Here is a 26,220-nt window from a genome sequence, read left to right on the forward strand (position 1 = left end):
GAATGACCATGCTCGACCGCGAATCCGCTGCAAAGTACATCAACGAAATGCTGGGGCTGATGGTCAAGAACCGTGGCTCCGATCTGTTCATCACCGCGGAGTTTCCTCCGGCCGTCAAGGTCGACGGGAAGATCACGCCGGTCTCCCAGCAGCCGTTGAACCCGACCCACGCGCTTACCCTGGTGTGTTCGATCATGAACGAGCGCCAGACCAAGGAGTTCGAGGACACCCGCGAATGCAATTTCGCGATCGCCGTGCCGGACGTCGGACGTTTCCGTGTCTCGGCCTTCATCCAGCAAGGCCGTGCGGGCATGGTGCTGCGGACCATCAACACGCGCATTCCCTCGGTCGAAGACCTGGACCTGCCGCCGGCGCTGCATGAGATCGTGATGTCCAAGCGCGGTCTGGTGATCGTCACCGGCGCCACTGGCTCGGGCAAGTCGACCTCGCTGGCGGCCATGCTCGACCACCGCAACGCGCATTCGTACGGCCACATCATCACGATCGAGGACCCGATCGAATACGTCCACGCGCATCAGAACTGCATCGTCACGCAGCGCGAGGTGGGGATCGACACCGAGTCGTGGCACATCGCGCTCAAGAACACGCTGCGTCAGGCGCCGGACGTGATCCTGATCGGCGAAATCCGCGATCGCGACACGATGGAATACGCGATGCAGTACGCGGAAACGGGCCACCTTTGCCTGGCCACGCTGCACGCGAACAACGCCAACCAGGCGATCGACCGTATCGTCAACTTCTTCCCAGAGGAAAAGCGTCAGCAGCTTCTGATCGACCTGTCGTTGAACCTGAAGGCGATGATCTCGCAGCGCCTGCTGCCACGCGCCGGCCGCAAGGGCCGCGTGCCGGCGGTGGAGATCATGATCGGCACGCCGCTAGTGGCGGATCTGATCTTCAAGGGCGAGATTCACGAGCTCAAGGAGGTCATCAAGAAGTCGCGCGAGCAGGGCATGATCTCGTTCGACCAGGCGCTGTTCGAACTCTACGAGACGGAGAAGATCACGTACGAAGACGCGCTCAAGAACGCTGACTCGCTCAACGATCTGCGCCTGATGATCAAACTCCACAGCAAACGCCATCGCGACAACGATCTCGGCGCCGGCACCGAACACCTGAACGTGATCTGAGCGGACGCGGTATTCTCACGGCCTGTACTGCCCCCATACACCGCAGGAGACCACGATGAGCAATGTGTACCAGTTCGAAGCCAATTCGCTGTCCGGCCAGCCCCAGCCGCTGGCCGACTACCGCGGCAAGGTGCTGCTGATCGTCAACACCGCGAGCGAATGTGGCTTCACGCCGCAATACGCGGGCCTGCAGACGCTGCAGGCCTCCTATCAGGCGCGCGGCTTCGACGTGCTTGGCTTTCCCTGCAACCAGTTTGGCAAGCAGGAGCCTGGTGACGCCGAACAGATCGGCGCGTTTTGCGAATCCCGCTTTCACGTCACGTTCCCGATGTTCGAGAAAATCGACGTGAACGGCGCGGACGCGCATCCGCTCTACAAGTGGCTGACGTCGGAGAAGCGGGGGTTCCTCGGTACCCAGGCGATCAAGTGGAATTTCACCAAGTTCCTGCTGCGCCGCGACGGTACCGTCTTCAAGCGTTATGCGTCCACAACCAAGCCCGAGGAAATCCGCGCGGATATCGAGTCGTTGCTCGCCGAACAGCCGGCGTGAGATAAGCCGGCGGGCTCCGTGCTCGACTATCCCTGCGTGTCCGATTGGACGGTGCGGAGGAATCCGTTGAGCGAACGCTCTGACGTCTCGAGGAAATGCTCGTCGAGCATCGTCAGGGCGCGGCAGCGGTCCAGCCGGAAGCTGCGGTAGTCGGAGCGCGTCGTGCACCACGCCGCCAGCAGCCAGACATTACCCCAGAAGAACAGGCCCAGCGGTTGCACCACGCGCACGCTTTCGCGTTGCTGCGCGTCGCTGTAGTCGATCCGCAGCAGCCGTTGCGCGCCGATGGCCGTATGCACGATGTCGAAAGCCTCGCGCACGGCGGGCTGGTTGACGTACTCGGGCGCGAAAATGCGGCTCTGCTGCGCGGCCACGCGCCGCTGCGGCGGTAGCGCGGCCATCAGTTTTTCGAGCGAGGGATCGGCGGCGGCGGCCAGCGCGCCGCCTCCCCAGGCCTTGAGCAGGCGCAACCCGGCCACCATGGCCTCGACTTCCATCGACGTGAACATCAGTGGCGGCACGTCGTAGTCGGGCCGCAGCCGGTAGCCAATGCCGGCCTCGCCTTCAACCGGCACGCCCGAGAGCGACAGCGCCTGGATATCCCGATAGACCGTGCGTTCGGAAACGCCCAGGCGCTGGGCCAGCAGCGCCGCCGTGGTCAGGCGGCGGCCTCGCAGGACCTGGACGATCTGGAACAGGCGGTCGGCGCGTCGGCTCACTGGGTGCTCGCTTTCCTCGTTAGTGGGTGCCCGGCTCGTGCAGGCCGATCCGGTTGCCCTCGCTGTCCTTGATATGCGCGTAGCGCCCAAGGTTGTCAGGCAGGTCGACCGGCCCTTCGAGCGTATGGCCGCCGGCGTGGCTGACACGTGCCAGCACGTCGTCGAGTTGCGGGGCGTTCAGGTACGGCACCGGACCATAGAACGCGCTCGCGCGGTACTGGTCGCCCTGGACCAGCGCGCCCGATCCGTCGCCGTGCGTGAACACGGCCATATCGACTTTACCCATCGTCTCGCGGCGCAGCGGATGCTCGAACACGGCTTCATAGAACTGGACCGCGCGCTGCATGTCGGTCACCGGGATTTCCAGCCAGTTGACCAGGGTGGTGTTGGGGGTGGACATCTTGGCTCTCCTCGTTACGAAGTTGGGAGAACGGATCATGCGCGTGGGCTCCTGACAGCGTACTGTCAGGAGCGTGTCAGGGGTGTCAATGCGGCATCCAGGCCGCCAGCACCGGCACCATGATGGCCGTCAGTACGCCATTCAGCCCCATTCCGAGTGCCGAGAAAGCCCCGGCTTCCTGGCTGACCTGGAATGCCCGTGCCGTGCCGATGCCGTGCGCGGCCACGCCCGTGGCGAAGCCTCGCACCGTGTAGTCCCGCACGCGCAGCAGGTTAAGCAGGCCGGTGGCGGTGACGGCGCCGATGATGCCGGTTGCCATGACCAGCACCGCGGTCAGCGAGGGCAGGCCACCGATCTTTTCCGATACCCCCATCGCGATCGGGATGGTCACCGACTTCGGCGCAAGCGATCGAATCACGTCCGGCGTCGCGCCAAGTGCGTAGGCAATGCCCACCGCCGACACCACGGCCGCGAACGAACCGGCTACCAGGCCGCACAGCAGGGGGAACACGTTGGTACGCAGCTTCGGCAATTGCGTGTAGAGCGGCACGGCAAGCGCCACCGTCGCGGGGCCGAGCAGGAAGTGCACGAACTGCGCGCCGTCGAAGTAGGTCTTGTACGGCGTACCCGTGACGGTCAGCACGGTCACCAGGATCGCCACCGAGATCATCACCGGATTGGCCAGCGGAGAGAAGCGAGCGCGCTCGTAGATGCGGAACGCGAACACGTAGGCAATCAGCGTGGCGGTGAGCCCGATCAGCGGACTCGCCGCCAGGTAGACCCAGATTTCGTTCAGGCGTGGCGACATCATGGCTGTGCTCCCGTGTCCGCCGACGTGTCGACAGGAGTGTCGGCAGGAGGCTTGCGCATCAGCGCACGCGTGACCAGCGCCGTGACCGCGATGGCCACCCAGGTGGAAACCACCAAGGCGATGACGATGGGGAGCCATTCGCTGCCGATTCGGTTCGCGTGCACCATGATGCCGACGCCGGCCGGCACGAACAGCAGCGACAGGTGCTTGAGCAGTTCATTCGCGGAGTTCTGGACGACGGGCAGCAGCCGGTTGTCGAAGACCAGCCAGCCGAATAGCAGGAGCATGCCGATCACGGGACCCGGCACGGGCAGGTGCAGCGCGTAGCTGATCACCTCGCCCACGGTCTGAAAGACCAGCAGGATGGCAAACGTCTGAAGCATGGGGCGCGTAGGGAGACGAAATGTGCCGACATGGTACTCCCGTACAAGATGCGTGCAAGCCGGACGTCAGTGCTGCCATTGGCTTCCTGCTCCCCTCGCCCATTCGCGGGAGAGGGGAGACCGCCATCACCCGTGGCTTAGGCCGCCTGTGCCGCCACCACCGGCGCCAGCATCCGGTCCACCAGCTCGACCCAGTGCATCACCGGCGTTTCCGTGCCGCTTTGCAGGTGCGTGATGCAGCCGATATTGGCCGTGACGATGGATTCCGGCGAGGTGGCCTGCAGCTTGGCGAGCTTGTCGTCGCGCAGCTTGTACGACAGTTCGGGCTGCAGCACCGAGTAGGTGCCGGCGGAGCCGCAACACAGGTGGCTATCCGCGCAGAGGCGTACGTCCACACCCAGGCGGGTCAGCAGCGCTTCGACCTTGCCGCGGATCTGTTGCCCGTGCTGCAGCGTGCACGGCGGATGCCACGCCACGCGGCGGCTATCGCGCGGCACGGCGCCGGCCAGGCGGTGCAGTTCGTCGGTAAAGTCGGGCAGTAGTTCCGACAGGTCGCGCGTCATGGCCGATACATGCGCGGCACGCGATGCGTACTTCGGATCGTTGCGCAGCAGGTGGCCGTAGTCCTTGACCATCGCGCCGCAGCCCGACGCGGTCATGACGATCGCTTCGGCCCCGGCCTCGATATGCGGCCACCACGCGTCGATGTTCGCGCGCATATTGTCGAGTCCGCCTGGATGGTCACCATTGTGGAAGCGGATGGCGCCACAACAACCGGCTTCCCGCGCCACCACCAGTTGTACGCCGAGTTTGTCGAACACACGTGCCGTGGCGGCATTGATGTTGGGCGACATGGCTGGTTGCACGCAGCCGTCGAGCAACAGCATCTTGCGGGGATGCTCGGTGCGCGGCCAGGCGCCCGCCGCGGGCTCGCTCGCGGGTACCTTGTTGCGCAGCATCTGCGGCAGCCAGGGGCGCACGATCTGGCCGAGTTTCAGGGCGGGGCCGAACAGGGCCGGGCGCGTCAGGCCTTCGCGCAGCACCCAGCGCACGATGCGTTCCTTGGCCGGGCGCTTGATGCCTTGTGCCTCCAGCCGGTCATCGACGATCTTGCGGCCGATGTCCACCAGGTGACCATAGGTCACGCCAGACGGGCAGGTGGATTCGCAATTGCGGCAGGTCAGGCAGCGATCCAGATGCAGGCGCGTGCTTTCCGTGACGGGGTTGCCCTCGAGCACCTGCTTCATCAGGTAGATGCGGCCGCGCGGCCCGTCGAGTTCGTCGCCGAGCAACTGATAGGTCGGGCACGTGGCCGTGCAGAAACCGCAGTGCACGCATTTGCCGACGATGGATTTCGCCTCTTCGCCTTCGGGCGTGTTGCGCAGGAAATCGGCCAGTGTGGTTTGCATGATGTGGGGTCGCTGTGGTCGCGAAGGTCGCTATGGGGTTGCCTGCGGACTCAGAGTCCGTTGTACATGCGCTGCGGATTGAAAATACCCGCAGGGTCGAAGGTGTCCTTGAGCCGCTTGTGGATCGCGGCCAGCGGCGATGACAGCGGCGTGAACACGCCAACGGACTTGTCGCCATTGCGGAACAGCGTGGCGTGACCACCGGCGGCCTGCGCCGCGGCGCGCACCCGATCCGCCGATGCGGCGCTGTCATCCGGAGCGATCCACCAGCGCTGGCCGCCACCCCATTCCACGAGCTGGGCGCCGGGCAGGTCCAGCGGCTTGCAGACCGTTGGCACGGCGATGCGCCACAGGGCGTGGCCCGCATCGTTTGCCGGGGAGAAGAACGAGTGCGTCTGTTCGCGCAAGGCCGTCCACAACTGCTGGGCGTGACTGGCATCGATGACCTCGCCGCCCAGGTTGTCACGCGCGGCGCAAACCGCGGCGGTCGCGCCGCTGAGTCGCACATGCAGGAATCCGTCATGCCACGCCGACGCCGCGATCGGCAACGGCTGGCCGCCCCATTTGTTGAGCTGGTCGATCGCCTCGGCCTGGCCCATCGCGAAGCGCAGCGTGGCGTCATCGAACGGCACGGGCAGCACCTTCAGCGAGACCTCAAGAATCAGGCCGAGCGTGCCGAGCGAGCCGGCCAGCAGGCGCGACACGTCATAGCCGGCTACGTTCTTCATCACCTGGCCACCGAAGTGCATGATCTCGCCGTGGCCGTCCATCAATTGCGTGCCCAGCACGAAGTCGCGCAGCGCTCCCGCCGACTGACGGCGCGGGCCAGACAACCCGGCCGCCACCGCGCCGCCGATCGTGGCCGTGCTGGCCTGGCCGCGCAGCGCGAAATGCGGCGGCTCGAAGGCCAGCATCTGGCGCTTTTGCGCCACCGCGTCCTCGATCTCGGCCAGCGGCGTGCCGCAGCGTGCCGTAATCACGAGTTCGGCGGGATCGTATTCGACGATGCCGCGATAGGCCCGCGTATCGAGCACGGTGCCGGCCAACGCCTGGCCGTAGAAGTCCTTGCTGCCGCCACCGCGCAGGCGCAGCTGTGTGCGGGTGTCGCCGGCCTGGCGGATCGCATCGCGAAAGGCGTCGAGAGTGGCTTGCATGAGGACGTTGTCGTAATTGGAATTGGGGGGGCGTCAGCGGGATCGGCTACCGTTGTCGCTGCGTTGGTCGGTGGCCAGTTCGGTTCGATACTCTGGCAACGCGGTGCCACAGTGCTTGCAGAACGTGGCGTCTGGCTCGTGGCCTTCGGTCAGGCAGTGTTCGCACGAGCGCGTGGTCAGCGGGCGCCGGATGATGCTTGCAGCCAGTTCAGCGCCAACGATGCCAGTCGGAAACGCGATGATTCCGTAGCCGAGCAGGATCGTGATCGACGTGATGAACTGACCGATTGGCGTCTTCGGCACCATGTCGCCGAAGCCCGTGGTGGTAAGCGTGACGATGGCCCAGTACATGCTGACCGGGATGCTCGTGAAGCCGTGCGTGGGGCCTTCCACCACGTACATGATCGTGCCCAGGATTACCGTGATGATGAATACGGTGCCCAGGAACACGAAGATCTTGCGGCGGCTGTTGGACAGCGCGAGCATGAGGATCTCGGCTTCCTCGAAATAGACCGTCAGCTTGAGAATCCGGAAGACACGCAACAGCCTCAGCAGGCGCACGTCGATCAGGAAGGCGAGTTCCGGCACGAAGAACGATGCCCAGGTCGGAATGATCGACAGGAAGTCGATGATGCCGTAGAAGCTGAAGACGTAGCGCAGCGGTCGCCGCACGACGCTCAGCCGCATGATGTATTCGGTCGTGAACAGCAGCGTGAACAACCACTCGAGTACGGTGAACACCGTGCCCAGGCGCGCGTGAATGGCCTGGATGCTGTCGAGCATGACCACGGCCACGCTGGCGATGATGGCCACCAGCAGCACGATGTCGAACGTGCGCCCCGGGCGCGTGTCCGCTTCGAAGATGATCGTGTACCAGCGCTGGCGCCATCCCGACTCGGGTTGGCCCAGCCGTTGGCGAATGCGCGCGTTTTGATCGGATCGTGTGGATCGTGACATGTGCAAGGCGGAGAAGGGTTGCGGACGCTCGCGCCTTCCCGTCTGGATGGTGTCAGAAACGCGGCAGGTCCGGATGCGGCAGCAGGCCGCGCTTGACGTGCATCTTGCCGTATTCGGCGCAGCGCGCAAGCGTGGGGATTGCCTTGTCCGGGTTCAGCAGCCGGGCGGGATCGAATGCGGCCTTGACCCCGAAGAACGCCTCACGCTCGGACGGGGAGAACTGCACGCACATCGAGTTGAGCTTTTCCACGCCCACACCGTGCTCGCCGGTCACGGTGCCGCCGAGTTCCACGCAGGTCTCCAGGATGTCCGACCCGAACAACTCTGCGCGCTGCCACTCGTCGTGATCCGCGCCATCGAACAGGATCAGGGGGTGCATATTGCCATCGCCCGCATGGAAAACGTTGATGCAGCGTAACCCGTATTTGTGCTCCATCTGCTCGATGCGCTTGAGTAGCGTGCCGATGTGCTTGCGAGGGATCGTGCCGTCCATGCAGTAGTAGTCGGGCGAGATGCGGCCCGCAGCCGGGAAGGCGTTCTTGCGGCCGCTCCAGAAGCGCAGGCGCTCGGCTTCGCTTTGCGACACCGTGATGCGCGTCGCGCCCGATGCGCGCAGCACCTCGCTCATGCGGGCGATTTCCTCGGCCACTTCCTCGGGCGTGCCGTCCGACTCGCACAGCAGGATCGCGGCGGCGTCGAGGTCGTAGCCGGCCTTGACGAATTCCTCCACGGCGGCCGTGGCGGGCTTGTCCATCATCTCCAGCCCGGCCGGGATAATGCCCGCGGCGATCACGTCGGCCACGGCATTGCCGCCTTTCTCCACGTCATCGAAGCTGGCCATGATGACCTGCGCGAGCTGCGGCTTGGGAATGAGCCTCACGGTGACTTCCGTGACCACGGCCAGCATGCCTTCGGAGCCGATCATTGCGGCCAGGAGGTCGAGGCCCGGCGCGTCGGGCGCCTCGGACCCGAACACGACCACCTCGCCTTCCATCGTTACCGCGCGCACGCGCAGCACATTGTGGACCGTCAGGCCGTACTTGAGGCAGTGCACGCCACCCGAGTTCTCGGCCACGTTGCCGCCGATCGAACAGGCGATCTGCGACGATGGGTCGGGCGCGTAGTAGAGGTTGTGCGGGGCGGCGGCGTCAGAGATCGCCAGGTTACGCACGCCGGGCTGAACCACGGCCGTGCGGGAATACGGATCGAGCGACAGGATGCGCTTGAACTTGGCCAGCGACAGCACCAGTCCGCCGGCGATCGGCATCGCGCCGCCAGACAGGCTGGTGCCGGAGCCCCGTGGCACCACCGGCACGCCGAGCTCATGGCACAGGCGCAGCACCGCGCAGACCTGCTCCTCGGTATCGGGCAGCACCACGGCGTCTGGAACCTGGCGATAGGCGGCCAGACCGTCGCACTCGTACGGCACAGTGTCCTCGGCCTTCCACAGCACGGCCGTGTCGGGCAGGATGCGGGCGAGGCCGGCCAGCAGCGTGGCGCGTCGCGTCTCCGCGGATTCACCGGCGACAGATTGGGCGTCTTGCGGGGCGTTCATGGCAACTCCTGTGACGGACCGGCCGACGCGCACGATTCCCGCGTGGATGCGTGCTCGTACCGGGGCCGGGACGGCAGACTATAGCGCAGGCACCCCGCCGGGAGCGCCCTGGCGCACGTGAATTCGGCACGACGACCCGATCAAAAAGGTTCATGCCGGGTGCAAATGCCCGAGGCCGCGGACGATGCCGCTTCCAGCGTAGTGGCTTGTCCGCTACCAGTCCAGCCCGAGCAGCCAGTCGATGAAGTAGCGCGCCTCGGGCATCAGCGGCGCCTGCTCGCGTTCGACGATGTAGTAGCCGTGTGGCGATACGGACTCGATATCGAGCAGCTTCACCATCTGGCCCGCCGCCAGCCACTGCCGCGCCATGCGCTGGCGCACCAGCCCCACGCCCTGGTTCGAGACGATCGCCTCCAGCATCAGGCCGATATCGTTGAACTGCGCGCCGGTCAGCGGCTCCGGCCAGTCCAGGCCGGCGGTTTCGAACCACGGCCGCCACGGTTCCAGCGGGCTGCGCAGCAGCGTCAGATTGTGCAGATCCTCGGGTTTGGTGACCGCAAAGCCGTTCACGCGCTCGTAGTACTCGCGGCCGCACGCCGGAAACACGGGCTCGACCAGCAGTTTCGTGGTCTTCAGGTCGGGGTAGCGGCCGGTGCCGTAGCGGATTTCGATATCGGTGTCCTCGGCCTTGACGTCGAGGAACGGCACGGCCAGGTGCAGTTCGAGATCGATATGCGGATAGAGCGCGGTGAACTCGGGCAGGCGCGGCACCAGGTGCTGGCGACCGAATGTCGGCGGGATCGCCACGCGCAGCCGCGTGCGCAGCTTGTTGTACTCGGGGCGTGCCAGTTCGTTGAGCGACTTCAGCGCATCCTGCACGTTGCGTTGGTAGCGTGTGCCGGCCGCGGTCAGCCGCAGCGCGGCGTTCGAGCGCACGAACAGGTCGTCGCCCCAGAGTTCCTCAAGGTTCTTGATCCTGTGCGAGACCGCGCTCGGCGTCACCGACAGCTCCTCGGCAGCGCGCGCGAAGCTGCCCAGCCGGGCAGCCGCTTCGAACGCGATCAGCAGGTGCAGGGGTGGGACGCGATGGAAAACCGATGCCATGGCCGCGTGCTCAGCGCGTGGCGCTGAAGATCTTGCCCGGATTCAGGATGTGGTTCGGGTCGAGTGCATCCTTGATCGCGCGCATCAGGTCGAGCGCATCCTCGCCATGCTCCTGCACCAGAAATCCCATCTTGTGCAGGCCCACGCCGTGTTCGCCGGTGCAAGTGCCGCCCATCGCCAGTGCACGCTGCACGATGCGGCGGTTGATGTCCTCGGCCTCGGCCATTTCCTCGGGCTTGTCCGGGTCCACCAGGATCGCCACGTGGAAGTTGCCGTCCCCGACGTGACCAACGATCGGGCAAGGCAGCGACGACGCGTTCAGATCGCGCTCGGTTTCGGTCACGCAGTCGGCCAGCCGCGAGATCGGCACGCAGACGTCGGTGGTGACCGATTTGCAGCCCGGCTTCAGCTGGAGCATCGCGAAATAGGCGGTATGGCGGGCATTCCAGAGCCGCGACCGGTCCTCGGGCCGTGTGGCCCATTCGAAGCCCTGGCCACCGTGCTCGGCGGCGATGTCCTGCACGGTCTCGGCCTGTTCGCGCACGCCGGCCTCGGTGCCATGGAACTCGAAGAACAGGTGGGGCGTTTCCGGCAAGGTCAGATTGTCATGGCGGTTGATCGCACGGATTGCCAGGGCGTCGACGAACTCCACCCGGGCCACGGGCACGCCAAGCTGGATCGTCTGGATGGTGGCGCGCACGGCGTCGCCCATGCTCGGGAAGGCGCAGACGGCTGCGGAGATCGCTTCCGGCTGCGGATAGAGCCGCACCGTAACTTCGGTGATGATGCCGAGCGTGCCTTCGCTGCCGACGAACAGGCGCGTCAGGTCATAGCCCGCCGACGACTTGCGCGCATTGGTGCCGGTGCGGATGACCCGGCCGTCGGCCGTGACCACGGTCAGCGCCAGTACGTTCTCGCGCATGGTGCCGTAGCGGACCGCGTTGGTGCCCGAGGCGCGCGTGGCGCACATGCCACCCAGCGACGCATCGGCGCCCGGGTCGATCGGGAAGAACAGGCCCGTGTCCTTGATCTCCTGGTTGAGCTGTTTGCGCGTGACGCCGGGCTGGACGGTGACGGTCAGATCCTCGGGGTGCACGGCCAGCACCCGGTTCATCTGCGACAGGTCGAGGCTGATACCGCCGGCCACGGCCAGCAGGTGGCCCTCGAGCGAGGAGCCGGCGCCGTAGGGGATCAGCGGCACGCCATGCGTGTTGCAGAGCTTCGCCAGTTCGGCCACTTCCTCGGTGCTATGGGCAAAGACCACGGCGTCCGGCAGTTCGGGCGGGAACGGGGATTCGTCGCGGCCATGATGCTCGCGCACGCCGGCCGAGGTGGTGAAGCGGTCGCCGAAGCGGGCGGCGAGGGCATCGGCCAGTTCCGACGGGAACGGCCGGCGCGCCAGGGCGGCGGCAGGTGTGGGGTGGTTCATGCGGGTCTCCGGCTCGGGCCGTATAGCTCTGTATGCAAGGGAATGCCGCCATTCTACGTCGCCTTCCACGTCTCCCATACGTCCCCAATACGTCCCCAATGCGTCTCCAACACGCCCCGCGCGGCACGTGGCAGGGCCTGCCGGGCCCCGGAGGGTCCATAATTGCGCCACTTCTAAAACACTGACCACAAGGAGACCGGCATGGGTAATCGCCTGTCCAAAATTGCCACGCGCACCGGCGACGCCGGCACCACGGGCCTCGGCGACGGCAGCCGGGTTGGCAAGAACAGCCTGCGCATCGTCGCGATCGGCGACGTGGACGAGCTGAATTCCCATATCGGCCTGCTGCTGACCGAACCGGATCTGCCCGAGGACGTCCGCGCCGCGCTGCTCCATATCCAGCACGACCTGTTCGACCTGGGTGGTGAACTCTCCATCCCGGGCTATACCTTGCTCAAGGCGCCACAGGTGGCCCAGCTCGACGACTGGCTGGCCCATTACAATGCCGCCCTGCCACGGCTGGCCGAATTCATCCTGCCGGGCGGAAGCCGGCCCGCCGCGCAGGCCCACATCTGCCGTACGGTCTGCCGCCGGGCGGAACGTGCGCTTGTGGAGCTGGGCGCAGCCGAAGCGCTCAACGAGGCGCCGCGCCAGTACCTGAACAGGCTGTCAGACCTGCTGTTCGTGCTGGCCCGTGTGCTGAACCGTGTGGGTGGCGGGAGCGACGTGCTCTGGCAGCGCGAGCGGGAGTCCTGAAAGTTACGCATGAGCCACTAATTAGGCTGACTCGTTTTTCCGAGAAATTTACTCGGATTTGCGAATTTCGCCCTTGAAATGGCCCGCGATGGCCACATTTCGCATTCAGGTTGAATTGCAGCCCTGATCTCAAGAAGCGGGGCTCAATAGGAGAGAACACTATGGGTAAGATCATCGGTATCGACCTCGGTACCACCAACAGCTGCGTGTCCATTCTGGAAGGCAACACGCCGAAAGTCATCGAGAACTCCGAAGGCACACGCACCACGCCGTCGATCATCGCCTACATGGAAGATGGCGAGATCCTGGTTGGCGCGCCTGCCAAGCGCCAGGCCGTCACCAACCCGCGTAACACGCTGTACGCGGTGAAGCGCCTGATCGGCCGCAAGTTCGAAGAGAAGGAAGTCCAGAAGGACATCGGCCTGATGCCGTACGCGATCGTCAAGGCCGACAACGGCGACGCCTGGGTTGGCGTGCGCGACCAGAAGCTGGCCCCGCCGCAGGTTTCGGCCGAAGTGCTGCGCAAGATGAAGAAGACCGCCGAGGACTACCTGGGCGAGCCGGTGACCGAAGCCGTGATCACGGTGCCGGCGTACTTCAACGACTCGCAGCGCCAGGCAACCAAGGATGCCGGCCGCATCGCCGGGCTGGACGTCAAGCGCATCATCAACGAACCGACCGCTGCAGCGCTGGCGTTCGGCATGGACAAGAACGAGAAGGGCGACCGCAAGATTGCCGTGTATGACCTCGGCGGCGGCACGTTCGACATCTCGATCATCGAAATCGCCGACGTGGATGGCGAAAAGCAGTTCGAAGTGCTGTCGACCAACGGCGACACGTTCCTCGGTGGCGAGGACTTCGACCAGCGCATCATCGACTACATCATCGGCGAGTTCAAGAAGGAACAGGGCGTCGATCTGTCGAAGGACGTGCTGGCGCTGCAACGCCTGAAGGAAGCCGCTGAAAAGGCCAAGATCGAACTGTCGAGCTCGCAGCAGACCGAGATCAACCTGCCGTACATCACGGCCGATGCCTCGGGTCCGAAGCACTTGAACCTGAAGATCACGCGCGCCAAGCTCGAAGCGCTGGTGGAAGAACTGATCACCCGCACGATCGAACCGTGCCGTACCGCGATCAAGGATGCGGGCGTCAAGGTCAGCGACATTGACGACGTGATCCTGGTCGGCGGCATGACCCGTATGCCGAAGGTGCAGGAACAGGTGCGCGAGTTCTTCGGCAAGGAAGCCCGCAAGGACGTGAACCCGGACGAAGCCGTGGCCGTGGGTGCCGCCATCCAGGGTTCGGTGCTGTCGGGCGACCGTACCGACGTGCTGCTGCTGGACGTGACGCCGCTGTCGCTGGGCATCGAAACGCTGGGTGGCGTGATGACCAAGATGATCAACAAGAACACGACCATCCCGACCAAGCACGCACAGGTTTTCTCGACCGCTGACGACAATCAGCCGGCCGTGACGATCAAGGTGTACCAGGGCGAGCGCGAGATGGCCACCGGCAACAAGATGCTGGGCGAGTTCAACCTGGAAGGCATTGCGCCGGCACCGCGTGGCACGCCGCAGATCGAGGTCTCGTTCGACATCGACGCCAACGGCATTCTGCATGTGGGCGCCAAGGACAAGGCCACCGGCAAGGAAAACCGCATCACGATCAAGGCGAACTCGGGTCTGTCCGAAGACGAGATCCAGCGCATGGTGAAGGATGCCGAAGCCAATGCCGAGGAAGACAAGCGCGCCCGTGAGCTGGCCGACGCCCGCAACCAGGCCGACGCGCTGATCCACTCGACGCGCAAGGCGCTGGGCGAGTACGGCGACAAGCTCGAAGCCGGCGAGAAGGAAAAGATCGAAGCCGCGATCAAGGACCTGGAAGATGCCGCCCGCGGTGGTGACAAGGCCGAGATCGACGCCAAGGTCAATGCGCTGTCCGAAGTCAGCCAGAAGCTGGGCGAGAAGGTCTACGCCGACATGCAGGCCCAGGCCGGTGAAGGTGCGGCGGCAGGTGCCGGCGCAGCCGGCGGCGCACAGCAGCAGGCCCAGCCGCAGGACGACAACGTCGTGGATGCCGAGTTCAAGGAAGTGAACGACAAGAAGTAATCGGGACGGCGGGTGGCGGCGCGGGTGATGCCGGCGCCGCCACCCGTTCCCGACGCCGGGCGACGGTTGTCTGACACCAGGTGCAAACCTCGGTTGGACACTGCGCTCGGCTTTTTTGCTTATCGCGCGGCGGGCATGTAAGGGCTCCGTCGGGCCAATCAGGTATGAGCCACCATGGCAAAACGTGACTACTACGAAGTGCTCGGGGTAGGCAAGAACGCGAGCGACGACGAGATCAAGAAGGCTTATCGCAAGCTCGCGATGAAGCACCATCCGGACCGCAATCCGGATAACAAGGAAGCCGAGGAGAAATTCAAGGAGGTCAAGGAGGCCTACGAGATGCTCTCCGACCCCGAGAAGAAGGCGGCTTACGATCAATACGGCCACGCTGGCGTGGACCCGAACATGGCCGGTGGATTCGGCGGCGGCGGGTTTGGCGGCGGTGGCTTCGCGGAAGCGTTCGGCGATATCTTCGGCGACATCTTCGGCCAGGCAGCCGGCGGCGGACGCCGTGGCGGCGGCCCGCAGGCCTACCGTGGCGCCGACCTGCGCTACAGCATGGAGATCTCGCTGGAGCAGGCCGCGCATGGCCACGAGGCGCAGATCCGCGTGCCGCACTGGGACGATTGCGAACACTGCCACGGCAATGGCGCCGAGCCGGGTTCGTCGGTTGAAACCTGCCCGACCTGTAACGGCGTGGGCCAGGTGCGTGTGTCGCAGGGCTTTTTCACGATGCAGCAGACCTGCCCGAAGTGTCACGGCAGCGGCAAGTTCATCCCGAAGCCGTGCACGAAGTGCCATGGTCAGGGCAAGCTCAAGTCGCAGAAGACGCTCGAGGTCAAGATTCCGGCCGGTATCGACGAAGGGATGCGTATCCGTTCGTCGGGCAACGGCGAGCCGGGCATCAACGGCGGCCCGCCGGGCGATCTCTACGTCGAGGTGCATATCAAGCAGCACCCGGTGTTCGAGCGCGACGGCGACGACCTGCACTGCCAGATGCCGATCTCGTTCGCCACGGCGGCGCTGGGCGGCGATATCGAAGTGCCGACGCTGGGCGGCCGGGCCAGTTTCCCGGTGCCGGAAGGCACCCAGGCCGGCAAGACGTTCCGCCTGCGCGGCAAGGGCATCAAGGGTGTGCGTTCCGGATATCCGGGCGACCTCTACGTGCATGTGAACGTGGAGACGCCGGTCAAGCTGACCGAGGCCCAGAAGGACATCCTGCGCCAGTTCGACCGCTCGGTGCACGAGGGCGGTTCGCGTCACAGCCCGCAGGAGCAGTCCTGGCTCGACAAGGTGAAGAGCTTCTTTAGCTGATCGCCTCATCGACCCGTCAACAGGACGATGAAACCGGCCACGTGTCCAGCGTGGCCGTTTTTTTTACGCCCAACGCAGCGATAATGCCGACTGCAGCGTTTTCGCATCCAGTCTTCGTGGTACCCATCCCTTCGCCCCCCTTCGTTCTGCTCGACGACGCCACAGCCGGCCCTGGCGTGACGGCTTCGCGTCTCTATACCGATTTCGTCCGGGAGGACGTGCTGGAGGCCGGCGCCGACGTATCGGCGCTCGACACGCTGCTGGCCAGCGGCTGGCGGGACGGGTTGCACGCCGCGTTCTTTGCGCCCTACGAATTCGGTGGTGCGATCGTCGGCGCACCCGTGCACGTCGGCAATGCGCTGCCGTTTCACGATGGCGCCCTGCGTGTGCTGTGGTTTCGCACGTTGCGCCGGCTCGATACCGAAGGCGTGGCGCAGTGGCTAGCCGCTGGCGCGCAACCAGGCCCGACGGGCGCGCTCGACGTCACGGCCAGCACCACGCGGACGCAATACACGGAAGCGATCGCGCGCATCCACGATTACATCGAGGCGGGCGATACCTATCAGGTCAACTTCACGCAACGACTACGCTGTCGCGTGTTTGGCGATCCGATGGCGTTCTACGCGGCATTGCGCGCGGCACAGCCGGTGCCGTTCGGCGTGCTTGCGCATCTGCCCGGTGACGGTTGGGTGCTGTCGCTATCGCCCGAACTGTTCGTCGAGCACGATGGCCACGGACATCTCGTCGCGCGTCCGATGAAGGGCACCGCGCCGCGCTCCGGGGATGCCGAGCAGGATGCGCGCGCCGCGAAACAACTGGCCACCGATGCCAAGAACCGCGCCGAGAACGTGATGATCGTCGACCTGCTGCGCAACGACCTCGGTCGCGTGGCGGTCCCCGGGAGCGTGACGGTGCCCGAGCGCTTCGTCGTCGAACCGTTCGGCCGCGTATTGCAGATGACGTCGACAGTCACCGCGACCGCGCGCCCGGGTACGTCGTTTGGCGCGTTGATGACCGCGCTGTTCCCGTGCGGCTCGATTACCGGTGCGCCCAAGCGGCGCACGATGCAGATCATCGCCGAGCTCGAGACGTCGCCACGTGGGTTGTACACGGGCGCGATCGGTTGGCTCGATGCACCATCGCATGAGTCTACGGAAATCATTGGCGTCGGCGCCTTCGGCATGTCTGTGGCGATCCGCACGCTGGTGCTGGCGTCGCCCGGGGCCGATGGCCTGCGCGCGGCCGAGATGGGTGTGGGCGGTGGCATCGTGCACGATAGCGTGGCCGACAATGAGTACGCCGAATGCGGATGGAAAGCGCGGTTCCTGACCGGTCATGACCCCGGCTTCACGTTGTTCGAGACCATGCATGCGCGCGATGGCGCAGTGCTACATCGCGAGCGCCATTTGCAGCGACTAGCGAACTCGTCGGCGGCGTTCGGCTTCGCGCTGGACTTGCCTGAAGCCCGCGCGGCGGTGCAGGCTGAAGCCGCGCGACTGGGCGATGGCGACTGGCGCCTGCGCGTGAGCGTGGACAAGCGCGGCACGCTGGTATTCGCCAGCGGGGCATTGGCTCCGCTCGCTCATGGCGTCGTGGGTATCGAGATCGCACCGACATGCCTGCCCGTTCACGATCCGCTGCGCCGGCACAAGCTCAGCGCGCGCGCCGTGTTCGATCAGGGATGGCAGGCCGCGGAGCGGGCAGGCGGGTTCGATAGCCTGTTCTTCAACACGTGCGACGAACTGCTCGAAGGCGGCCGCAGTTCGGTGTTCATCAAGGTGGATGGCCAGTGGATGACACCGCCACTCTCGGCGGACATCCTGCCGGGCGTGATGCGTGCCGTGGTGCTCGAAGAGGGGGACGCATTGATCGATGGATCGGTGCAGGAAGTCACCGTGACGCGTGACATGGTGCAACACGCCGAAGCCGTCGTCATCGCCAACGCATTGCGCGGCACGCTGCGCGCGCGCCTGATCTGAGCACGGTGTCTAGGGTGTCTGCCGCAGCGACTACTTGTGTCGCGTATCAAGCCGGCCTTCGCCGAGCTTCCAGCGCACCACGCCGGGCAGGTTGATCAGCTCGCGGTCGTGACAGACCATTACGACGGTTCGCCCTTCGGCGGCCAGTTCGCCGATCAGCGCGATGACCTGTTCGCGCGCGTGACCATCGAGGCTTGAGGTCGGCTCGTCGAGCAGCAGCAGATCGGGCTCCAGCACCTTCGCGCGCGCCAGTGCCACACGCTGGATTTCTCCACCGGATAGCTTGTCGGGCGCAGTGTCCTGAACGTGCACCACGCCGGCCCAGCCGAGCGCAGCGCCCACCCGCCGATCAATCTCGTCGCGTGGCAGGCCGTGGTGACGCAGGCCATAGGCGATGTTCTCGCGCACTGAGGTGCGGAACAGGTACGGATGCTGATGCATGTAGGCGATGCGACGCCGTAGCGACATTGGCAACGGCGAAAGCGGCACGGTGTGCGCGGTGCCATTCGCATCGGTCCAGCTTGCGGTCGCGCCGGGCGCCGGTTCGAGCCCGGCCACTATCCGCAGCAGCGTCGACTTTCCCGCGCCGTTGACACCGGTCAGCGCGATGGCCGTCGCGCGCGGGAAATCCAGTTCGGCGATGTCGAACAACTTGCGCGCGCCGACGCGCCGCGACAATCCTCGCACCGTCAGCAGCGGGGCAGGTGTCCGCGTGCTCATCGGCGAAAACCTCCGGCGCCCTGCAACCAGGCCATCAGCACATTGACGATCAGCGCCAGTGCCACGAGCACGATGCCCAATGCGATGCCTTCGGCGAATTCGCCCTTGCTCGTTTCCAGCGCGATGGCCGTGGTGATCGTGCGTGTGGCGCCTTCGATATTGCCGCCAATCATCAGCGCTGAACCGACCTCGGCAATCACGCGGCCGAAACCCGCGACCACTGCGGCCATCAGGCCAAAACGCAGTTCGCGCAGCACGGTCATGCAGGTCTGCCAGCGTCCTGCGCCGAGCACCCACGCTGTCTCACGCAGACGTGGATCGGCCGACTGCAGCGTGGATAACGCGAACGCCAGGATGACGGGGAAGGCGATCACGGCCTGGCCGATCACCATGCCTGCGGGTGTGAACAACAGCGAGAAACCGCCCAGCGGCCCCTGGCGCGTGAACAGCAGGTAGAGAATCAGGCCGACCAGCACGGTCGGAAATGAGAGGAATGCCTGGGCGACGACCACGACGGCGCGCCGGCCAGGAAATTGCTGCGTGGCGATCAGGTAGGCCGCGCCGATGGCCGGCACCGTGGCGAGTGCCAGTCCCAGCCCGGCCACCATCAGCGAAGTCCAGACAATGAACCACAAGGCGCCGTCGCCGCTGACCAGCAGGCGGAATGCTTCGAGCGTGGCGGCGCCGATCTCCACGCGGCGTTCAGGCCGAGAACGTATGCTCGACGGCCGGGAAGCTGCCGTCCTTCACCGCAGCCACATAGGCCCGGATCGCCGCTTCGATCGAGGTCTGTCCCTCCATGAAGTTGCGCACGAACTTGGCCTTGCGGCCCGGGTAGATGTTGATCATGTCCTGCAGCACCAGCACCTGGCCCGAGCAATCGACGCCAGCGCCGATACCGATGGTCGGGATGGAGAGTTGCGCAGTCACTTCGCCGGCGAGCTTGGCCGGCACGGCCTCCATGACGATCAGCTGCGCGCCGGCCTGCTGCAGCGCCAGCGCGTCACGCTTCAGCTGCGCGGCGCTCTCGTCGGTCTTGCCCTGCACCTTGAAGCCGCCGAGCGCGTGTACCGATTGCGGCGTCAGCCCGATGTGCGCGCATACCGGAATGCTGCGCTCGACCAGGAACTTCACCGTCGGCGCCAGCCAGTCACCGCCTTCGAGCTTCACCATCTGCGCGCCGGCACGCATCAGCGCGGCGGCGCTTTCGAAGGTCTTCTCGGGGGTCGGATACGTGCCGAACGGCAGGTCGGACACGAGCAGCGCGGTCTGGTTGCCGCGCGACACGCATTCGGTGTGATAGACCATGTGCTCGAGCGTGACGGGCAGCGTGGTCTGCTGGCCCTGCATCACGTTGCCGAGCGAATCGCCGACCAGGATCACTTCCACGCCGCAGAGATCGAGCAGCGCGGAGAAGCTGGAATCGTAGGCGGTGAGCATGGCGATCTTTTCGCCGGCTTCACGCATGGCCTGCAGTTTGGGGATGGTAACGGTCTTGCGGGAGGGATCGAGGAGGTAACTCATGGCAGTACCCGTGGTTGATCGGTTCGGACCCGTGCATCGAATTGCCAGGGTCGACCGCTGTCTTTTTCGTGTGTTGTGCTGCCTGGCGAAAGCCGCTTCACGTGTGGAAACGGCCCGACAGGCGCTCGGGACGACTCAGGACGCTACGAGATTCAGAAAGGCCCTGCGGCCTCGCATGTTCTCGATGCGCGACAGTAGTGTACGGAAATCGACGTCGTTGTCTACCGGGTTGAAATGTGCGGTATCGACGATCAGCACGGGGGCTTCGTCGTAGCGGTGGAACAACTCGCCATAAGCATCGGTGAGCCGCTGCAGATATTGGTCGTCAATACCGCTCTCGCCGGGCAGGCCGCGCCGCGCGATTCGCTCACGCAGCAACGAAGGCGTGGCCTGTAGCATGATGACCAGATCCACGCGCTGCGCCGGCGCTTGCAGGCGTGCCGCCAGCGCGTCGTAGAGCGCGAGTTCGTCGGTGTCGAGTGTCAGCGAAGCGTAGACACGGTCGCGCGCGAACAGGAAGTTGCCGATCATGCGCTGGCCGGCCAGCATCGCCGAATGCCACTGCTGGAGCTGGGTTACGCGCTGGTTCAGGCAGGCGAGCTGCATCGCCAGCGCATAGCGCTGTGGTTCGCGGTAGAAGCGTTCGAGGAAGGGGTTGTTGCGCGCGCCGTCGGGCAGTTCGCCCGCCTGGAGATGGCGCGCCAGGCGCTGGGCCAGCGCGGCCTTGCCGGAGCCGACCGGGCCTTCGATGACGATACGACGCAGATGATCGAGCATGTGTCAGCCGCGGCGTGGCGCGCTCATGGCTGCGCGCCGTCGCCTTCCTTCATGCGCGAGCATTTGCATGAGGAAAACTTCTCGATGCGCTGTTCCTGCACGTCCGGCAGGAAACCGGCCGCGCGGCCCACTCCAGGAATCTCGATCTCGGGATCGAGCTCGACCAGCGGCACCAGCACGAACGCACGCTCGGTGATGCGCGGATGCGGAACGGTCAGCACTTCGGTATTGATCGACTCCGCGCCGAACAGCAGCAGATCCAGGTCGAGCGTGCGCGGCGCGTTCCGGAACGGCCGTTCCCGGCCGAACTGGTCTTCGATGTGGTGGCAGATACGCAGGAGCTGCGCTGCCGTGAACGGCGTCTCGATCTTCACCACCGCGTTGAAGTAGTCAGCGCCTGTGGCGTCGACTGGTGCGGTGCGATAGAACGACGACTTGGCGACCACCGTGATGCCGACCTGCTGGGCCAGGCACACGATGGCGTCTTTTACTGCCTGGCGTGCATCACCAAGATTGGCGCCGATGCCGATGAAGGCGAGCGTCATGTTATTCCTCCGGCTGGGCGCGGCGGGATTGTGCGACGGCCTGACCTCCTTCTGCCGAATCCGCCTCGCTGCGGGAAGACACTTTATCTGATTTCCGCGGACTGCGTCGGCGACGCCGTTTGCGGGCCGGCGCATCGCCTTCCGCTCCTTCCGCGCCTTCGCCAGCTTCCGGTTCGTTTGCGCCGCTCTGTCCACCCTGGCCGCCCTGGCCACCCTTGCCACCCCTGGAACGGGCTGGGCGCGCGGCCTCGATCATCGCTTCGCGCTGATCGGGGGACGCGTTCTGGAAGTCGGTCCACCACTGGCCCATTTCGGCCGCCTGTTCACCGGCTTCGCAGCGCAGTTGCAGGAAATCGTAGCCAGCGCGGAAGCGCGGCGATTCCAGCAGGCGGAACGGCATGCGACCGACGCGCTTCTCGAAACGCGGCTGCATCCCCCAGATATCGCGCATGTCGGTGACAAAGCGGCGCTGGATCGCAAGCTGGCCGGTCTGCTTTTCCAGCACCTGATCCATCGCGGTGTTGAGCGCGGCGATCGGGTGCTCGCCTTGCTCGCGCAGCTTGTTCCAGCGCTGCAGCACGTGGTGCCAGAGCAGCGATGCGAACAGGAAGCCCGGCGAAACCGGCTTGCCCGCCTGCACGCGGCGGTCGGTGTTGTCGAGGGCGAGCTGCACGAAGCGCTGGCCCATCGGTTGTTCCAGCGCGACGTCCAGCAGCGGCAGCAGGCCCTTGTGCAGGCCCGCCTTGCGCAGTTCCTGCAGCGAGGCCCACGCATGGCCGGACATCAGCAGCTTGAGCATTTCGTCGAACAGGCGCGCGCTGGGCACGTTGTGGATCAGCGAGGCCAGGCCGACGATCGGCTCGCGCGTGTGGTCGTCGATCGAAAAGCCCGTCTTGGCCGCAAAACGCACCACGCGCAGCATGCGCACGGGGTCCTCGCGATAGCGCGTGACCGGGTCGCCGATCATGCGCAGCGTGCGCGCGCGGATGTCTTCCATGCCGTGATGGTAGTCATGCACGGTCTGCGCGGCCGGATCGTAGTACATCGCGTTGATCGTGAAGTCGCGGCGTTCCGCGTCCTCGGCCTGCGTGCCCCAGACGTTGTCGCGCAGCACGCGGCCGCTGGCGTCGATCGCGTGGGTCTTGCTGTCGAGTTCCGCGCGCTTGAGGCGGCGGCCTTCGGGCAGCGTCTCGCTGGCGACGGCGTCGACCAGCGCGCGGAAGGTCGAGACTTCGATGATTTCCTGCTCGCGGCCGCCGTAGAACGTGACGTGAACGATCTGGAAGCGTCGGCCGATGATGCGTGAGCGGCGGAACAGCGCCTGCACCTGCTCGGGCGTGGCATTGGTTGCCACGTCGAAGTCCTTCGGCTTGATGCCGAGCAGCAGGTCGCGCACGGCGCCACCCACGATGAAGGCCTGGTAGCCGGCCTGCTGCAGGGTGGAGGTCACCTTGACCGCGTTGCGCGAGATCAGCGCCGGGTCGATTCGGTGTTCGTCAACGCCGACGACGCGCGCCGCATGGGCGCGTCCGGTGCGGCGCTGCTTGGGCCCCGGCTTGCCAAGCAGCCGGTTGATGAGCTTTTTGATCACTTCAGAACAGATCCATGATGCGCCAGCCGGCCGAGGCTGCATGGGTGCGCAGGCGATCGTCCGGGTTGGCGGCCACCGGCTCGCTGACTTTCTCGAGCAGGGGCAGGTCGTTGGCCGAGTCGCTGTAGAACGTCGTCGAGCCGAAGTCGTCCCAGCGGGCGCCCAAGCCCTTCAGCCAGCTCTCCACGCGGGTGATCTTGCCTTCCCGGAAGCTCGGCACGCCGAATACTTCACCGGTGAAGGCGCTTTCCGGCTTGCCGTCAATGGTCTCGGGCTCGGTGGCGATCAGGTGCTTGATCCCGAATGCCTGGGCGATCGGGGCCGTCACGAAACTGTTGGTGGCAGTCACCACCGCGCACAGGTCGCCGGCTTCCAGGTGCTTGTAGACCAGCGCGCGGGCCTGCGGCGTGATGACGGGCTCGATTACCTCGTGCATGAAGCGCACACGCCATTGATCCAGGCGGTCGCGCGGATTGGCAGCCAGCGGGGCCAGCGCGAAGCGCAGGAATGCCCCGATATCGAGCGTGCCAGCCTTGTATTGGCTATAGAACTCGTCGTTCTTGCGACGATAGGATTCCTCGTCGACGACGCCCATGCGAATTAGGAAGCGGCCCCACTCATGGTCGCTATCGGTGGGGATCAGGGTGTGGTCGAGGTCAAACAATGCCAGATTCATGGGCGGCGATTTTACATGAGAGTGCAACAGGCAGTCGGGGCAGGGAGCCGGCCTTGCCAGTCCGGCGGTGTCCTGAGCCCGGACCGAGCGGATTTCGTGCCAGCCAGGCCGGCGGGGCGTCGGTTACTCCCGGAATTCAGCGAACATTTCGCGCAGCAGCGGCAGCGTCACCGCGCGTTTGCGTTCGAGCGAGTAGGTATCGAGCGCGTCCAGCAGCGCCATCAGGCTGGGCATGTCACGGTAGTGCCGTGTGACGAGCCAGTGCGGGATTTCGGGTGACAACTGCAGGCCCCGCTCGCGTGCGGCCTGCAAGAGCGCGGCCATCTTGTCCTCGTCCGAGAGCGATTCCACCTGGTATACCAGGCCCCAGCCGAGCCGGGTGCGCAAATCTTCACGTACCGGCATGGCCCGCGGCGCCAGGCCCCCGGCCACCACGAGCGCGCACCGCACATGGGCGCGGACCTCGTTGTACAGTGAGAACACCGCGATCTGGCGGGCTTCGTCGAGCAATTCGACGTCGTCGACCGTATAAATCTGGCACGACGGGTCAAACATGAAGTCGGACAGGGCGTGGTGCGGGCTGAGGTACCGGCAATTCAGGCCGGTGTGCAGCGCGGCGTCGCATACGGCATGCAGCAGGTGCGTGCGGCCAGAGCCGACCTCGCCCCACAGGTAGATCAGGCGGTCCGTGGCCTGCTCGCGCGCGACCAGGCCAGGCAGTTCGCGCAGGCGCTGCACGGACTCGCGGTTGGCGGCCACGAAGAAATTCTCGAATGTGGACGGCGGCGGGCTGCCCAGTTCGAGCGAGAGCTGCTTTTGACGCGGTGACATGACGAATGCGTTACTTGCCCGATTCTGCGGCTGACGGAGAGTGACCGCGATAGCTGGTCGCCGGGAGCCTGTATCCGTTAAAATTGCGATTTTACTGGACTCGAGCCCGCCCACTACGCCAGATTTGGCGAAAAGCGCGTCAGCCGAGCGCCGGAATCCACACTTCACCTCCTCAAAGACAAGCAGGTTCTCATGAGCGCATCCCCGACCGCCGGCCAGGCAGGCCTTTCCTACCGCGACGCCGGTGTTGACATCGAAGCCGGCGACGCGCTGGTCGACCGGATCAAGCCGTTTGCCAAGCGCACCATGCGCGAAGGCGTGATGGCCGGCATTGGCGGTTTCGGCGCGCTGTTCGAGCTGTCGAAGAAGTACCAGGAGCCGGTCCTGGTTTCGGGCACCGACGGCGTGGGCACGAAGCTCAAGCTGGCGTTCCAGCTCAACCGCCATGACACGGTGGGCCAGGATCTGGTGGCGATGAGCGTCAACGACATCCTCGTGCAGGGTGCCGAGCCGCTGTTCTTCCTCGACTACTTTGCCTGCGGCAAGCTGGACGTGGAAACCGCGGCCACCGTGATCAAGGGCATCGCCCACGGCTGCGAACTGGCTGGCTGCGCGCTGATCGGCGGCGAAACCGCCGAAATGCCGAGCATGTACCCGGACGGCGAATACGACCTGGCCGGTTTCGCGGTCGGCGCCGTGGAAAAGAAGAAGATCATCGACGGCAGCACGATCACCCCGGGTGACGTGGTGCTGGGCCTGGCTTCGTCGGGCGCGCATTCGAACGGCTACTCGCTGGTGCGCAAGATCATCGACGTGGCTCGTCCGAACCTGGACGCCGACTTCCACGGCCAGCGCCTGCAGGACGCCATCATGGCGCCGACGCGCATCTACGTGAAGCCGCTGCTGTCGCTGATCGAAACGCTGCCGGTCAAGGGTATGGCCCACATCACCGGTGGTGGCCTGACCGAGAACGTGCCGCGCGTGCTGGCCGACAACGTCACCGCCGTGATCCAGCGCGATGCCTGGACGCTGCCGCCGCTGTTCCAGTGGCTGCAGGCAGAAGGCCGCGTGGCCGACGCCGAAATGCACCGCGTGTTCAACTGCGGTATCGGCATGGTCGTGATCGTGGCGAAGGAAGACGCTGAACGCGCCATCCGCCACCTGCAGGCGGCCGGCGAGGCCGTGTGGCAGATCGGTGAGATCCGCGAGCGTGCCGAAGGCCAGGCGCAGACAGTGGTGGTCTGATCAGCCTTGCTGACGTATCAACAAAAAGCCCGGCCGAGAGGCCGGGCTTTTTGTTTCCTGGGCGTCAGGGATCAGGCACCCAGCTTCGTCAGCGCATCGCCCGTCACGCGGCAGATGCGCCAGTCCGGCATCACGTCGGCACCCATCGCGCGGTAGAAATCGATCGACGGCTGGTTCCAGTCGAGCACCGACCATTCGAAGCGGCCGCAGCCGCGCTCCACGGCCAGCGCCGCCAGGTGCTTGAGCAGGGCCTTGCCCAGCCCGTGCCCGCGCCATGCCGGGTCGACGAACAGGTCTTCCAGGTAGAGCCCCGGCTTGGCCAGGAACGTCGAGAAGTTGTGGAAAAAGAGCGCGAAGCCGACCGGCAGCTTGCCGCTGTCCGTATCCACTTCGAGAATCACGGCCTCGGCGCCCGGATGCGCGCCGAACAGCGCATCGCAGAGCTTCTGCGGCGTGGCTTCCACCAGATGCGTGAGCTTCTCGTATTCGGCCAGCGCCGAAATCAGGTTGTACAGGGTCTCGCTATCGGCGGGGG

General features: G+C 65.4%; 26 protein-coding genes. 7 read left to right on the plus strand and 19 right to left on the minus strand.

Annotation, left to right across the window (positions count from 1 at the left end):
- Positions 1–8: 8 nt before the first annotated feature.
- Together D769_RS02920 and D769_RS02925 are read left to right on the plus strand one after the other, a co-directional pair.
- Positions 9–1,148, plus strand: a complete 1,140-nt coding sequence (locus tag D769_RS02920; RefSeq protein WP_008641941.1) for a PilT/PilU family type 4a pilus ATPase — start codon at positions 9–11, stop codon at positions 1,146–1,148.
- Between the two features lie 55 nt (positions 1,149–1,203).
- The gene (locus tag D769_RS02925) at positions 1,204–1,698 is read left to right on the plus strand and encodes a glutathione peroxidase (RefSeq protein WP_008641942.1); all 495 of its coding nucleotides are present in this window, start codon (positions 1,204–1,206) and stop codon (positions 1,696–1,698) included.
- 26 nt (positions 1,699–1,724) lie between these two features.
- Here D769_RS02925 and D769_RS02930 read toward each other — a convergent pair whose 3' ends face one another.
- The 10 genes from D769_RS02930 to D769_RS02975 all read right to left on the minus strand — a co-directional run bounded on the left by D769_RS02930 (position 1,725) and on the right by D769_RS02975 (position 11,619).
- Positions 1,725–2,417, minus strand: coding sequence for a YafY family protein (locus tag D769_RS02930; RefSeq protein ID WP_008641943.1), 693 nt, complete (start codon positions 2,415–2,417; stop codon positions 1,725–1,727).
- Positions 2,418–2,436: 19 nt separating this feature from the next.
- A complete protein-coding gene (locus D769_RS02935; protein WP_008641944.1) occupies positions 2,437–2,817 on the minus strand; it encodes a VOC family protein in 381 nt (126 codons plus the stop codon).
- Positions 2,818–2,902: 85 nt separating this feature from the next.
- A complete protein-coding gene (locus D769_RS02940; RefSeq protein WP_008641945.1) occupies positions 2,903–3,628 on the minus strand; it encodes an LrgB family protein in 726 nt (241 codons plus the stop codon).
- Positions 3,625–4,011, minus strand: a complete 387-nt coding sequence (locus D769_RS02945; protein ID WP_008641946.1) for a CidA/LrgA family protein — start codon at positions 4,009–4,011, stop codon at positions 3,625–3,627. The genes D769_RS02940 and D769_RS02945 overlap by 4 nt, the downstream gene beginning before the upstream one ends.
- Before the next feature lie 137 nt (positions 4,012–4,148).
- Positions 4,149–5,420 (minus strand): glycolate oxidase subunit GlcF, encoded by a 1,272-nt coding sequence (glcF, locus tag D769_RS02950; RefSeq protein WP_008641948.1) that lies wholly within the window; start codon positions 5,418–5,420, stop codon positions 4,149–4,151.
- A 50-nt stretch (positions 5,421–5,470) separates the two neighbouring features.
- The gene (gene glcE / locus D769_RS02955; RefSeq protein WP_008641950.1) at positions 5,471–6,574 is read right to left on the minus strand and encodes a glycolate oxidase subunit GlcE; all 1,104 of its coding nucleotides are present in this window, start codon (positions 6,572–6,574) and stop codon (positions 5,471–5,473) included.
- Between the two features lie 33 nt (positions 6,575–6,607).
- Positions 6,608–7,531: an ion transporter gene (locus tag D769_RS02960; RefSeq protein WP_008641951.1), complete on the minus strand. Its 924-nt coding sequence runs from the start codon at positions 7,529–7,531 to the stop codon at positions 6,608–6,610.
- Positions 7,532–7,583: 52 nt separating this feature from the next.
- Complete coding sequence (locus D769_RS02965) at positions 7,584–9,086, minus strand: FAD-linked oxidase C-terminal domain-containing protein (protein WP_008641953.1); 1,503 nt, start codon at positions 9,084–9,086, stop codon at positions 7,584–7,586.
- 213 nt (positions 9,087–9,299) lie between these two features.
- Positions 9,300–10,190, minus strand: coding sequence for a LysR substrate-binding domain-containing protein (locus D769_RS02970; RefSeq protein WP_008641954.1), 891 nt, complete (start codon positions 10,188–10,190; stop codon positions 9,300–9,302).
- Between the two features lie 10 nt (positions 10,191–10,200).
- Positions 10,201–11,619: an FAD-linked oxidase C-terminal domain-containing protein gene (locus D769_RS02975; RefSeq protein ID WP_008641956.1), complete on the minus strand. Its 1,419-nt coding sequence runs from the start codon at positions 11,617–11,619 to the stop codon at positions 10,201–10,203.
- Between the two features lie 201 nt (positions 11,620–11,820).
- Here D769_RS02975 and D769_RS02980 point away from each other — a divergent pair, with 201 nt between their 5' ends.
- From D769_RS02980 to pabB, 4 genes are all read left to right on the plus strand, one after another.
- The gene (locus tag D769_RS02980) at positions 11,821–12,375 is read left to right on the plus strand and encodes a cob(I)yrinic acid a,c-diamide adenosyltransferase (protein ID WP_008641958.1); all 555 of its coding nucleotides are present in this window, start codon (positions 11,821–11,823) and stop codon (positions 12,373–12,375) included.
- Positions 12,376–12,536: 161 nt separating this feature from the next.
- On the plus strand, positions 12,537–14,483 hold the full coding sequence (dnaK, locus tag D769_RS02985; RefSeq protein WP_008641962.1) for a molecular chaperone DnaK: 1,947 nt from the start codon (positions 12,537–12,539) through the stop codon (positions 14,481–14,483).
- A 174-nt stretch (positions 14,484–14,657) separates the two neighbouring features.
- The gene (gene dnaJ / locus D769_RS02990) at positions 14,658–15,797 is read left to right on the plus strand and encodes a molecular chaperone DnaJ (protein WP_008641963.1); all 1,140 of its coding nucleotides are present in this window, start codon (positions 14,658–14,660) and stop codon (positions 15,795–15,797) included.
- Positions 15,798–15,880: 83 nt separating this feature from the next.
- Complete coding sequence (gene pabB / locus D769_RS02995) at positions 15,881–17,776, plus strand: aminodeoxychorismate synthase component I (protein ID WP_008641966.1); 1,896 nt, start codon at positions 15,881–15,883, stop codon at positions 17,774–17,776.
- Between the two features lie 30 nt (positions 17,777–17,806).
- Here the strand turns inward: pabB and D769_RS03000 are convergent, their stop codons facing one another.
- From D769_RS03000 to hda, 8 genes are all read right to left on the minus strand, one after another.
- Positions 17,807–18,496, minus strand: coding sequence for an ABC transporter ATP-binding protein (locus D769_RS03000; protein WP_008641968.1), 690 nt, complete (start codon positions 18,494–18,496; stop codon positions 17,807–17,809).
- Positions 18,493–19,191 carry an ABC transporter permease gene (locus D769_RS03005; protein ID WP_008641971.1) on the minus strand — a complete coding sequence of 233 codons (699 nt, stop codon included), beginning with the start codon at positions 19,189–19,191 and terminating at the stop codon, positions 18,493–18,495. Before D769_RS03005 ends, D769_RS03000 begins: the two co-directional genes overlap by 4 nt.
- Before the next feature lie 7 nt (positions 19,192–19,198).
- Positions 19,199–20,020 carry a 3-methyl-2-oxobutanoate hydroxymethyltransferase gene (gene panB, locus D769_RS03010; protein ID WP_008641973.1) on the minus strand — a complete coding sequence of 274 codons (822 nt, stop codon included), beginning with the start codon at positions 20,018–20,020 and terminating at the stop codon, positions 19,199–19,201.
- 135 nt (positions 20,021–20,155) lie between these two features.
- Positions 20,156–20,797, minus strand: a complete 642-nt coding sequence (locus D769_RS03015; protein ID WP_008641975.1) for a deoxynucleoside kinase — start codon at positions 20,795–20,797, stop codon at positions 20,156–20,158.
- A 23-nt stretch (positions 20,798–20,820) separates the two neighbouring features.
- Complete coding sequence (folK, locus tag D769_RS03020) at positions 20,821–21,342, minus strand: 2-amino-4-hydroxy-6-hydroxymethyldihydropteridine diphosphokinase (RefSeq protein WP_008641977.1); 522 nt, start codon at positions 21,340–21,342, stop codon at positions 20,821–20,823.
- A gap of 1 nt (position 21,343) precedes the next feature.
- The gene (gene pcnB / locus D769_RS03025) at positions 21,344–22,933 is read right to left on the minus strand and encodes a polynucleotide adenylyltransferase PcnB (RefSeq protein WP_008641978.1); all 1,590 of its coding nucleotides are present in this window, start codon (positions 22,931–22,933) and stop codon (positions 21,344–21,346) included.
- A 1-nt stretch (position 22,934) separates the two neighbouring features.
- Positions 22,935–23,609 carry an HAD family hydrolase gene (locus D769_RS03030; protein WP_008641979.1) on the minus strand — a complete coding sequence of 225 codons (675 nt, stop codon included), beginning with the start codon at positions 23,607–23,609 and terminating at the stop codon, positions 22,935–22,937.
- Positions 23,610–23,732: 123 nt separating this feature from the next.
- Positions 23,733–24,440 carry a DnaA regulatory inactivator Hda gene (hda, locus tag D769_RS03035; RefSeq protein ID WP_008641980.1) on the minus strand — a complete coding sequence of 236 codons (708 nt, stop codon included), beginning with the start codon at positions 24,438–24,440 and terminating at the stop codon, positions 23,733–23,735.
- A 192-nt stretch (positions 24,441–24,632) separates the two neighbouring features.
- On the opposite strand from hda, the gene purM reads away from it, so the two are divergent.
- Positions 24,633–25,685, plus strand: coding sequence for a phosphoribosylformylglycinamidine cyclo-ligase (gene purM, locus D769_RS03040; RefSeq protein ID WP_008641981.1), 1,053 nt, complete (start codon positions 24,633–24,635; stop codon positions 25,683–25,685).
- Between the two features lie 71 nt (positions 25,686–25,756).
- Here purM and D769_RS03045 read toward each other — a convergent pair.
- On the minus strand, positions 25,757–26,220 hold a 464-nt coding region (locus D769_RS03045; protein WP_008641982.1), incomplete at its 5' end, for a GNAT family N-acetyltransferase.

It is taken from the genome of Cupriavidus sp. HMR-1, from assembly GCF_000319775.1.
Classification (GTDB): Bacteria; Pseudomonadota; Gammaproteobacteria; order Burkholderiales; family Burkholderiaceae; genus Cupriavidus; species Cupriavidus metallidurans.

Bases quoted from the DNA above. Each gene is read 5' to 3' on its own strand.
- D769_RS02920 (WP_008641941.1), top strand. From the start codon at position 9: ATGCTCGACCGCGAATCCGCTGCAAAGTACATCAACGAAATGCTGGGG.
- D769_RS02925 (WP_008641942.1), top strand. From the start codon at position 1,204: ATGAGCAATGTGTACCAGTTCGAAGCCAATTCGCTGTCCGGCCAGCCC.
- D769_RS02935 (WP_008641944.1), bottom strand. From the start codon at position 2,817: ATGTCCACCCCCAACACCACCCTGGTCAACTGGCTGGAAATCCCGGTG.
- D769_RS02940 (WP_008641945.1), bottom strand. From the start codon at position 3,628: ATGATGTCGCCACGCCTGAACGAAATCTGGGTCTACCTGGCGGCGAGT.
- D769_RS02945 (WP_008641946.1), bottom strand. From the start codon at position 4,011: ATGCTTCAGACGTTTGCCATCCTGCTGGTCTTTCAGACCGTGGGCGAG.
- glcF (WP_008641948.1), bottom strand. From the start codon at position 5,420: ATGCAAACCACACTGGCCGATTTCCTGCGCAACACGCCCGAAGGCGAA.
- glcE (WP_008641950.1), bottom strand. From the start codon at position 6,574: ATGCAAGCCACTCTCGACGCCTTTCGCGATGCGATCCGCCAGGCCGGC.
- D769_RS02960 (WP_008641951.1), bottom strand. From the start codon at position 7,531: ATGTCACGATCCACACGATCCGATCAAAACGCGCGCATTCGCCAACGG.
- D769_RS02965 (WP_008641953.1), bottom strand. From the start codon at position 9,086: ATGAACGCCCCGCAAGACGCCCAATCTGTCGCCGGTGAATCCGCGGAG.
- D769_RS02970 (WP_008641954.1), bottom strand. From the start codon at position 10,190: ATGGCATCGGTTTTCCATCGCGTCCCACCCCTGCACCTGCTGATCGCG.
- D769_RS02975 (WP_008641956.1), bottom strand. From the start codon at position 11,619: ATGAACCACCCCACACCTGCCGCCGCCCTGGCGCGCCGGCCGTTCCCG.
- D769_RS02980 (WP_008641958.1), top strand. From the start codon at position 11,821: ATGGGTAATCGCCTGTCCAAAATTGCCACGCGCACCGGCGACGCCGGC.
- dnaK (WP_008641962.1), top strand. From the start codon at position 12,537: ATGGGTAAGATCATCGGTATCGACCTCGGTACCACCAACAGCTGCGTG.
- dnaJ (WP_008641963.1), top strand. From the start codon at position 14,658: ATGGCAAAACGTGACTACTACGAAGTGCTCGGGGTAGGCAAGAACGCG.
- pabB (WP_008641966.1), top strand. From the start codon at position 15,881: ATGCCGACTGCAGCGTTTTCGCATCCAGTCTTCGTGGTACCCATCCCT.
- D769_RS03000 (WP_008641968.1), bottom strand. From the start codon at position 18,496: ATGAGCACGCGGACACCTGCCCCGCTGCTGACGGTGCGAGGATTGTCG.
- panB (WP_008641973.1), bottom strand. From the start codon at position 20,020: ATGAGTTACCTCCTCGATCCCTCCCGCAAGACCGTTACCATCCCCAAA.
- D769_RS03015 (WP_008641975.1), bottom strand. From the start codon at position 20,797: ATGCTCGATCATCTGCGTCGTATCGTCATCGAAGGCCCGGTCGGCTCC.
- folK (WP_008641977.1), bottom strand. From the start codon at position 21,342: ATGACGCTCGCCTTCATCGGCATCGGCGCCAATCTTGGTGATGCACGC.
- D769_RS03030 (WP_008641979.1), bottom strand. From the start codon at position 23,609: ATGAATCTGGCATTGTTTGACCTCGACCACACCCTGATCCCCACCGAT.
- hda (WP_008641980.1), bottom strand. From the start codon at position 24,440: ATGTCACCGCGTCAAAAGCAGCTCTCGCTCGAACTGGGCAGCCCGCCG.
- purM (WP_008641981.1), top strand. From the start codon at position 24,633: ATGAGCGCATCCCCGACCGCCGGCCAGGCAGGCCTTTCCTACCGCGAC.